The 9,526-nt window shown below is 66.8% G+C and carries 10 protein-coding genes; 5 read left to right on the top strand and 5 right to left on the bottom strand.

What is annotated here, in order from left to right:
• The 3 genes from VK533_RS04380 to VK533_RS04370 form a co-directional block, all read right to left on the bottom strand.
• Positions 1-380, bottom strand: a 380-nt coding sequence (locus VK533_RS04380; protein ID WP_324375370.1) for a rod shape-determining protein MreD, incomplete at its 3' end; no start/stop codon positions are given.
• Positions 380-1,258 (bottom strand): rod shape-determining protein MreC, encoded by an 879-nt coding sequence (mreC, locus tag VK533_RS04375; protein WP_324375369.1) that lies wholly within the window; start codon positions 1,256-1,258, stop codon positions 380-382. The genes mreC and VK533_RS04380, both read right to left, overlap by 1 nt.
• A 21-nt stretch (positions 1,259-1,279) precedes the next feature.
• Entirely contained in the window at positions 1,280-2,320 is a 1,041-nt protein-coding gene (locus VK533_RS04370; protein ID WP_324375367.1) for a rod shape-determining protein, read from the bottom strand.
• Between the two features lie 101 nt (positions 2,321-2,421).
• On the opposite strand from VK533_RS04370, the gene mutL reads away from it, so the two are divergent.
• The 4 genes from mutL to VK533_RS04350 are packed head-to-tail and all read left to right on the top strand — an operon-like array spanning position 2,422 to position 6,135.
• Positions 2,422-4,167: a DNA mismatch repair endonuclease MutL gene (gene mutL / locus VK533_RS04365; protein WP_324375365.1), complete on the top strand. Its 1,746-nt coding sequence runs from the start codon at positions 2,422-2,424 to the stop codon at positions 4,165-4,167.
• A gap of 40 nt (positions 4,168-4,207) precedes the next feature.
• Complete coding sequence (locus VK533_RS04360) at positions 4,208-4,450, top strand: hypothetical protein (RefSeq protein WP_324375364.1); 243 nt, start codon at positions 4,208-4,210, stop codon at positions 4,448-4,450.
• A gap of 58 nt (positions 4,451-4,508) precedes the next feature.
• Positions 4,509-5,861 (top strand): hypothetical protein, encoded by a 1,353-nt coding sequence (locus VK533_RS04355; RefSeq protein WP_324375362.1) that lies wholly within the window; start codon positions 4,509-4,511, stop codon positions 5,859-5,861.
• Between the two features lie 58 nt (positions 5,862-5,919).
• Complete coding sequence (locus VK533_RS04350; RefSeq protein WP_324375359.1) at positions 5,920-6,135, top strand: hypothetical protein; 216 nt, start codon at positions 5,920-5,922, stop codon at positions 6,133-6,135.
• Between the two features lie 79 nt (positions 6,136-6,214).
• Here the strand turns inward: VK533_RS04350 and leuA are convergent, their stop codons facing one another.
• On the bottom strand, positions 6,215-7,873 hold the full coding sequence (gene leuA / locus VK533_RS04345; RefSeq protein WP_324375371.1) for a 2-isopropylmalate synthase: 1,659 nt from the start codon (positions 7,871-7,873) through the stop codon (positions 6,215-6,217).
• Positions 7,874-8,129: 256 nt separating this feature from the next.
• On the opposite strand from leuA, the gene VK533_RS04340 reads away from it, so the two are divergent.
• On the top strand, positions 8,130-8,531 hold the full coding sequence (locus tag VK533_RS04340; RefSeq protein ID WP_324375357.1) for a BLUF domain-containing protein: 402 nt from the start codon (positions 8,130-8,132) through the stop codon (positions 8,529-8,531).
• 64 nt (positions 8,532-8,595) lie between these two features.
• Here the strand turns inward: VK533_RS04340 and hisN are convergent, their stop codons facing one another.
• Complete coding sequence (gene hisN / locus VK533_RS04335; RefSeq protein ID WP_324375355.1) at positions 8,596-9,369, bottom strand: histidinol-phosphatase; 774 nt, start codon at positions 9,367-9,369, stop codon at positions 8,596-8,598.
• Positions 9,370-9,526 lie beyond the last annotated feature (157 nt).

The following is a 9,526-nucleotide window of genomic DNA, read 5'->3' as shown; positions in this document are numbered from 1 at the left end:
CATTGGCCGACGGCACAGAACAGGATCGACACCGACGCGATCCACCAATCGAGCCAATGGTCGCGCCACATCGGCCGGCTGTCGACCAGGTCGAGGCCGAGAAAGATGATCGTCCACAAGGTCATCGCGGTGCCGGGGGGCGTGCCGGTGATGAGGTCGTCGGCGAGGCCGAGCGGCAGCGCCATCCACGCCGCCCACAATTCGGGCCGCAGCAGCCGCCAGCCGAGCGCCATCAGCAGGCCGAAGGGCGGGATCACCGGCGCGGTCGCTATGAACGGCAGCAGGCCGACGCACGAGCCGATCATGGTCGATACGATCGGCAATGCCTGCAGCCGCCAGGCGGACGGCTGGCCGAGCAGATCGGATTCGATGATCGACATCAGTGCTTGCGCCCGGCGGGCGCTTCGACCGGCGGTGGCGCCGCGACCTGCGGCAGCACCAGCGCGAAGTCGAGCTTGGCGGGTTCGGCCAGCGGGCGCGCGGTGGCGATCTCGCCGCTGGTGCCGGTCACGACACCCACCGGAATATCGGGCGGATAGACGCCGCCGACGCCCGAGGTGACGAGCAGGTCGCCGCGCTGGAAACCCGGGCCGCCGACCGTGGTCGAATGGATTTCGAGCGCGCCGTCGCCACGGCCCTCGCCCAGCGCGGCCTCGCCGGTCCGGACGACGCGCAACGGCACCGCGCTGCCGCCATCGGTCAGCAGGATAATCCGCGCGGCATGGCTGCCGACCTCGGCGATGCGGCCGACCAGCCCGTCGGCGGCGCGCACCGGCTGGCCGGTCGCGACCCCGTCGGCGGTGCCGGCGGCGAGCGTGGCGAAGCGGCGCGTGCCTGACAGATCCGATCCCACGATGCGCGCGGCGACGATCGGCACGGTCTGGTCGCCGACCAGATGGAGCGTGCGTTTCAATCGCGCATTCTCGAAAGCCAGGACGCGGGCCTGGATCAGATCGCGCTGCGCGTTGGCGAGCCGAGCGTGCAAGGTGCGATTCTCGCTGACGGCGTTGAAATAGCCGCCAATTTCGCCGGCCAGCGATCCGCCGCCGCGCACGATCGGGCGGGTAACGGCGGTGACCGGCGTGGTCGCATCGAGCGCGAGCCCGCGAATGCCTTCGAAGGCTAGGGGATCGAAGCGCGCGATCAGGACAAGCGCCACCCCCGCGACGACACCCATCGCGGCGGCGACATAGCCGAAGAACAGTCCATATTGAATGCGCCGCGAAAAACCGCGGCCGCGATGGCGCGGCGGGGCCATGGCTCCGCCCCCGTCCCGACCTTACGCCGTGTGCAGCACGCCGCGGAACATCGGATCTTCCAGCGCGCGCCCGGTACCGAGCGCAACGCAGGTAAGGGGATTGTCCGCGATCGTGACTGGAAGGCCGGTCGCCTGGCGCAGCACTTCGTCGATGCCGTCGAGCAGCGCGCCGCCGCCGGTGAGCACGATGCCCTGGTCGACGATGTCGGCGGCCAGTTCCGGCGCGGTATTCTCAAGCGCCATGCGGACGCCTTCGACGATCGCCGAAACCGGTTCGCTCAGCGCCTCGGCGATCTGTCCTTGGGTGATCTCGATTTCCTTGGGCACGCCGTTGACGAGGTCGCGGCCCTTGATAAGGATCCGCTGCCCGACTCCGTCGGCTGGCATCTGCGCGATACCATGCTCTTGCTTGATCCGCTCGGCGGTCGCTTCGCCGATCAGCAGATTGTGATTGCGGCGGACATAGGAGGCGATCGCCTCGTCCATCTTGTCGCCGCCGACGCGCACGCTGGTCGTATAGGCCAGGCCGCGCAGCGACAGCACCGCGACTTCGGTCGTGCCGCCGCCGATATCGACCACCATCGAACCGATCGGCTCGGTCACGGGCATGTCGGCGCCGATCGCGGCCGCCATCGGCTCCTCGATCAGGAAGACCTGGCTCGCACCGGCGTTGGAGGCGGCGTCGCGGATCGCGCGGCGTTCGACCTTGGTCGATCCCGACGGCACGCAGATGATGATCTCGGGCCAGCGCGGGAAGCGCCGCTGCCCATGCACCTTGTGGATGAAGTGCTTGATCATCTGTTCGGCGACGTCGATGTCCGCGATCACGCCGTCGCGCAGCGGGCGGATGACTTCCATATGCTCGGGCGTCTTGCCCATCATCATCTTGGCGTCGTCGCCGACCGCGCGCACCTTCTTGACGCCGTTGATCGTTTCGATCGCCACCACCGACGGCTCGTCGAGCACGATGCCACGGCCGCGAACATAGACCAGCGTATTCGCCGTTCCGAGGTCGATCGCCATGTCGTGCGACATGAATTTGAACCAGCGCATGAAACCCATAAGTCTTCTTGTCCGTCCGTCGCGCGACCGGCGGAGATCGTCTTTACCAGGGGGTGAAAGCCGGGTCGCGGAAGGCCGCTGACTGGGCTAGACCCTCCTTCATGTCAATACGCCGGCTCCCCGAGCATCTGGTCAACCGCATCGCCGCCGGCGAGGTGGTCGAGCGTCCTGCGTCCGCGCTCAAGGAACTGGTCGAGAATGCGATCGACGCCGGCGCGCGCAGCATCGTCGTGCGCCTGAGCGACGGGGGCATCGGCGGGGTCGAGGTGAGCGACGACGGTTGCGGCATGACGCGCGACGATATGGCGCTCGCGCTGGAGCGCCACGCTACCTCCAAACTGCCCGATGACGCGATCGAGCGGGTCGCGACGTTGGGTTTTCGGGGCGAAGCGCTGCCCTCGATCGCGAGCGTCGCGACGCTCACGCTGGAAAGCCGCGTGCGGGGCGGCGAAGGCTGGCGGCGCGTGGTCGACAATGGCAAACTGGTCGAGGAAGGCCCGGCGGCATTGCCGCCCGGCACGCGGGTCAAGGTCGAGGGGCTGTTCGCGCGCGTTCCCGCCCGCGCCAAGTTCCTGCGCTCGGCGCGCTCCGAATATGCCGCCTGCGCCGATGTCGTGCGGCGCCTCGCAATGGCGCGCCCCGAAATCGGCTTCACGCTGGAGCATGACGGCCGCCGCGCGATCGCGGTCCAGCCCGACGAGACGCGGCCCGAACGCGTCGCCGCTTTGATCGATCGCGAGCTGGTGCGTAATTCGGTCGCGGTCGATCATGTCCGCGAAGGCCTGCGGCTGGGCGGGGTCGCCGGCCTGCCGACCTTCAGCCGCGGCGTTGCCGACCATCAATATCTGTTCGTCAACGGCCGGCCGGTGAAGGATCGGCTGCTGATCGGCAGCGTCCGCGCCGCCTATCAGGATTTGCTCGCCCGCGACCGCCATCCGGTCCTGGCCTTGTTCCTCGAGGTGCCGGCGGAGGAGGTCGACGTGAACGTCCACCCCGCCAAGACCGAGGTCCGCTTCCGCGAGGCCGGACTGGTGCGCGGCATGATCGTCGGCGGATTGCGCGCCGCGCTCGACAGCGCCGGCCACCGGAGCGCGCAACGCCCGTCCGCCGCCGCGCTCGGCCGCTGGCAGACCGAACCGATGGCGCCGCAATGGGCGCCGTCGCGGCCACCGAGCCAAGGGTCGGTATGGGACAATCAGCCGGACTTCATACCCGCACCGGCCGGGCGGGCTGAGGTTGCCTATGCGCCGCCGCCCACACAGGCCGATCATCCGCTCGGCATCGCGCGTGGACAGGTGGCGGCGACCTATATCGTCGCCGAAACCTCGGACGGGCTGATCCTGGTCGATCAGCACGCCGCGCACGAGCGGCTCGTGCTGGAACGCATGCGTCGGGCGATGGCGGACGGCGGCGTCGCGCGGCAGGCGCTTTTGCTGCCCGAGGTGGTCGAAATGGACGAACCCGCCTGCGACCGGCTCGAGGCGCGCATCGGAGAACTGGCCGAGATGGGGCTGGAACTCGAACGCTTCGGCGCCAAGGCGATGCTGGTGCGCGCGACGCCCGCCTTGCTCGGCGCGAGCGACGCGAAGCAATTGGTGATCGACCTCGCCGACGAACTCGCCGCCTATGACGAGGCATTGAGCCTGAAAGAGAAACTCGACGCGATCGCCGGTACTATGGCCTGCCATGGGTCGGTCCGCGCGGGCCGCATTCTGTCGGTCGCCGAGATGAATGCCCTGCTGCGCGAGATGGAGGTCACGCCCCATTCGGGCCAATGCAACCATGGCCGCCCGACCTGGGTGAAACTGGGCCATGGTGACATCGAGAAACTGTTCGGGCGGAAATGATGTCCCTGCGGGCTGAGGCCTAGCGCAACCGCACGGAGCTTTGATCGTTACGCCGCGGATGGATCCGAAGGCGCTGGTCGCCGCCGTGCGAGATGCGGCGCAGCGACATAATATGACCTGGGAAGCTTTGGTGCCGGACGCGTTCCAGGTCGATTTCGCGCATGAGGAGGCTGAGGAGTTGGCATATGCCGAGATGGCGGCAGCCAAGGCGGCGTTACGCGACCATATCTGCGAGACCTACGGCATCAGCATCCGCGAGCTGAGCAGCCTCACCGCGCTCTAGGTCGCCACCGGCTCGCCGCTCCCGGCGTTGACATTGAAACGCCGTCAGCGATCAGGGCATGGCGATGATTGCAAAAGCCGCTTTGATCCTGTTGGCGCTCGCCGTGCCGTCACAACTCTCTGCGCAGGCGATGGCCGACATGCCGGGCATGCAGATGCCGGCCCAGCCCACGCCGCCGTCCGCCGCACAGGACATGGGCACGATGGATCACGACATGGCCGGCATGTCCGGCATGCTCGGCACCTATGCGATGACGCGCGAGGCGTCGGGCACATCGTGGCAACCGGACAGTTCGCCGATGGATGGCCTGCATCTCTCGGCGGGCCCGTGGATGGTGATGGTCCATGGTTTCGCGACCTTGGTCCAGGACGATCAGGGCGGTCCGCGCGGCGCGAACAAGACGTTCAGTCAGTCGATGCTGATGGGGATGGCGAGCCGGCCGGTCGGCGATCATGGCACGCTCGGCCTGCGCGCGATGGTGTCGCTCGATCCGCTGATGGGCAAGAGCGGCTATCCCTTGCTGTTCGCGACCGGCGAAACCGCCAACGGGCGCGACGAACTGGTCGACCGTCAGCATCCGCACGATTTCCTGATGGAGCTGTCGGCCAGCTATTCCCACGATCTGGGCCAAGGGCGCAGCCTTTATCTGTATGGCGGCCTGCCGGGCGAGCCCGCGCTCGGCCCGCCGACCTTCATGCATCGTATCTCCGGCATGGACGATCCTGAGGCGCCGATCGGCCATCACTGGTTCGATTCGACCCATATTACCTTCGGCGTGGTCACCGCGGGTTTCTCGAACGGACCGTGGAAGATCGAGGCGAGCGCGTTCAAGGGGCGCGAGCCCGATCAGCATCGCTGGGATATGGAAAGCCCGAAGCTCGACAGCTGGTCGGTGCGCGGTTTCTGGAACCCGACCGCCAATCTCTCCTTCCAGCTATCGACCGGTCATATCCATTCGCCCGAACAACTCGATCCTAGCAAAGACGAGCAGCGCACAACCGCGTCGGTTTCCTATAATCTGCCGCTCGGCAAAGGCGGCAATTGGGCGACGACGATCGCCTGGGCGCGCACGGACGAGCAGCCCGGGCCGGTGCTGACCGGGTGGCTCGGCGAAACCTCGCTCAGGCTCAAGGATCGCCACATCCTGTTCGCGCGCGCCGAACATGTTCAGGAAGCCGAATTGTTCGATAGCGGGCCGCTCGTGGGCACCATCATTCCCGTGTCCAAGCTGAGCGCGGGCTATGCCTATGAGTTGCCGATGGGCAACGGCCCCGTCCGCCTCGCGCTCGGCGGGCTCGCCAGCGCTTACGCTTTTCCCGACCGGATCAAGCCCACTTACGGGCACGAAGGCGTGAAGAGCTTCATGCTGTTCGCCCGGCTGCGGCTGGCGGGCGCCAAGCCGGGCATGTGAGTGGGAGCCCAATCGCGACTTGATCGTTCGGCCTGCGCAACAAAAAAAGGAGCGCAGGATGAAATTGTCAGGACTCGCACTGATCGCCGTCGTCGCCACGAGCGCACTGGCTGCGTCGCCCTCATTCGCCGACCGTCAGGTCGTGGTGCACAAGACCGTGGTGTCGAACCACCGGGAGACCCATACCACCAGCAATTGGCATAACCGCCGCCACAAGGTGTGCCACACGCGCTGGGTCCACCATCGCAAGGTGACGCGCTGCAACTGGCAGTAATGCGCCAGCCTTGAATAGAGCCTGATCCACGCCTTCGGAGGAAGCGCCTTGCGCTCTTCCTCAGACGATCAGGCTCTGGCTAGAGCGCGTTCGCCGCGCCTAGCAAGGCCCGAACCGAGGCGGTCGCGACGTCGGTGTCGATCCCGACGCCATAGACGACGCGGCCGTCATCGGTCTTCGCCTCGACATAGGCTGCGGCCTGCACGCCGCCGCCCTGGCCGATCGCGTGCTCCGAATAATCGACGATATCGAGGCTCAGCCCGAAGCCGTCGTGGAGCGCCGCCAGCACGCTCGACAGCAGGCCGTTGCCGCGCCCGCTGACCGATTTTTCCACACCGTCATGGCGCACGCGGCCGGTGAAGATGCGGTCGCTGCCGGCATGCGTCTCGCTATAGTCGACCAGTTCGTATTTCTGGACGCCCTCCAGTTTGTAATGCTGCTGGAAGCGGCCCCAGATGTCGGCGGCATTAAGCTCGCGGCTGGTTTCGTCGGCGAGCGCCTGCACCGCGCGGCTGAAATCGGCCTGCATTCGCTTCGGCAGCTTGAGACCCTTGTCCTGCTCCAGCACCCACGCGACCCCGCCTTTGCCCGACTGCGAATTGACGCGGATCACCGCCTCGTAATCGCGGCCGAGGTCCTTGGGGTCGATCGGCAGATAAGGCACGTCCCAAAACTGATCGTTGCGCTGCTCCTGCGCGGTGAAGCCCTTCTTGATCGCATCCTGGTGGCTGCCCGAGAAAGCCGTGAAGACGAGATCGCCCGCATAGGGATGGCGCGGGTGGACGGGCAGATTGTTGCAATAGGTGACCGTGTTGATCACCTCGTCGATGTCGGAGAAATCCAGCTTCGGATCGATGCCCTGCGTGTAAAGATTGAGGCCCAGCGTCACCAGGTCGACATTGCCGGTGCGCTCGCCATTGCCGAACAGGCAGCCCTCGACCCGGTCCGCGCCCGCCATCAGACCGAGCTCGGCCGCGGCGACGCCGGTGCCGCGATCGTTATGCGGATGGAGCGAGATCACGACGCTGTCGCGGTTGCGGATGTTACGCCCGAACCATTCGATCTGGTCGGCATAGATATTGGGCGTCGCCGCCTCGACCGTCGCGGGCAGGTTGAAGATGATCGGATGATCGGGCGTCGGACGCAGCACGTCCATCACCGCCTCGCAAACCTCGAGGCTGAAATCGAGCTCGGCGGTCGAGAAGGTCTCCGGGCTATATTCGAAATGCCAATCGGTCTCGGGGCGTTTGGCGGCCTCGTCGCGCAAGATCTTCGCACCAGTCACGGCGATGTCGCGGATCTCGTCGCGGCTCATCCCGAACACGATCCGGCGCCAGGCGGGCGAGACCGCGTTGTAGAGATGGACGACCGCCTTGGATGCGCCCTCCAGGCTCTCGAAGCTCTTCTCGATTAGGTCGCGGCGCGACTGGGTCAGCACCTGGATGATGACGTCGTCGGGCACGCGGCCTTTGCGGACGAGGCCGGAGATGAAATCGAATTCGGTCGCGCCCGCGCTCGGGAAGCCGACCTCGATCTCCTTGAGGCCGACCTTGCACAGCAGATCGAAGAAGCGGGTCTTCTTTTCCTCGCCCATCGGATCGATCAGCGCCTGATTGCCGTCACGCAGGTCGGTCGACAGCCAGCGCGGCGGCGCGGTGATCGTGCGCGACGGCCATTGCCGGTCGGGCAGGTCCACCTGCGGGAAGGGACGGTATTTTACGGACGGGTCGGCGAGCATGGTCATCTTGATCTCGGCACAAGAGCGTCGGGGCGCCTCTTTCGGCGCGGCGGCGGTCCCTTAGGCGGTGAGCTACGGCCTGAAGCGGCCGCGAACGATCGACGCGCCTAAGGGCGCGTAAGTCGAAGCAGGAGAAGGCCGCGGCGCGACTGCATGGCGCCGCCATAAGCCGGTGCCCTCCGTAGGTCTACCTGATTTAGGGTTCAGCCGTTTTTAACCGCTCCCTGCCTATGGTGCCGAACGGAGAGGACGCACCATGTTGCAGCTCGTCTATTTCAGTACGGCCCGGCCGGCACTGCCCGCGACCGCGATCGACGAGATTCTCGCCGCGTCGCGCCGCAACAACCATGCCGACGGCCTGACCGGCCTCATGTTGTATGACGGCTATCATTTCCTGCAGGTGCTCGAAGGCGATCCCGCGCGCGTCCGCACGGTCTATGACCGGATCAAGGCCGATCCGCGCCATCGCGCGGTGGTGCTGCTCAGGGCGTGCGAGATAGAAGAGCATATGCTTGCCGACCGGTCGCTGGCCTCGCGCCGCGTCGCGATCGGCAGCGGCAACACGGTCGCCGAACTGGTCGACAGTCTGACCGAGACGGTCGAGCCGGCGATCCAGGCGATCTTCCGCGGTGCCGCGCGCATGCGCAACGCCGCCTAATTCTGGTCGCCTGATTCACGCCGTTGGCGGAAGCTCGGCGAGCTTCCGCCAACGGCGATCAGGCTTATGCTAGCGCCGCCACCGCCGCGTCGATCAGGCGCGGATCGCCGGCCGCGATGACCTTGCCGTCGCTGGTCATGGTCAGCACGCCGCCCTGCCAATCGCGCATCGTACCGCCCGCACCTTCGACGATCGGCACCAAAGCCGCGAAATCGTAGAGCTTAAGCCCGTCCTCGATCACCAGGTCGAGATGGCCCGCCGCGAGCAGGCCGTAATTATAGCAGTCCCCGCCCCACAACGTGTCGCGTGCGCTCACCCGCACCCGCTCGAATGCTGCCCAGCTGGCCGGCGTGAAATAGCCGGGGCCAGTGGTGGCGAGGTGCGCCTCGGCCAGAGCGGCGCAGGCGCGCGTCGTCACCGGCGCGCCGTTCAGAGTGGTGGCCGCGCCCGCCGCCCCGATCCAACGCTCGCGCGCGATCGGCTGGTCGATGATCCCGAGTACCGGTATCTTCGCTTCGACCAAAGCCACCAACGTCCCGAAGATAGGCCGTCCGGCGACGAAGGAGCGCGTGCCGTCGATCGGATCGAGCACCCACACCCGCTCCGCATCGGGGCGATCCGGTCCATATTCCTCGCCGATCACGCCGTCCTCAGGCCGCTCCGCGGCAAGGATCGCGCGCATCGCTGCCTCGGCCGCGCGATCGGCCTCGGTCACCGGCGAGCGATCGGCCTTGGCCTCCATCGCGAAGCGCTTGCGGAAGAAAGGGCGAATGGCCGCGCCGGCAGCGTCCGCGAGCCGCCCTGCCAAGTCCAAATCTGCATCAGGGCACGAACTCATGGCCGGCAGCACCCGTGATCGCTTGGAGAAGGCTGCCGGCAAGGCGCGCAGCGCAGTCGCGTAGTCGATACTACGCGCAAGCAAGCAACGTAGCCGGAAGCCTTCTCCAAGCGACCGCGAAGCGGCGGGCGCATTTTTCCGCACAGCGGCGTCGCGC

The organism is Sphingomonas sp. (assembly GCF_035317925.1).
GTDB lineage: Bacteria > Pseudomonadota > Alphaproteobacteria > Sphingomonadales > Sphingomonadaceae > Sphingomonas_I.
This window is presented reverse-complemented; position numbering and strand designations above follow the sequence as displayed.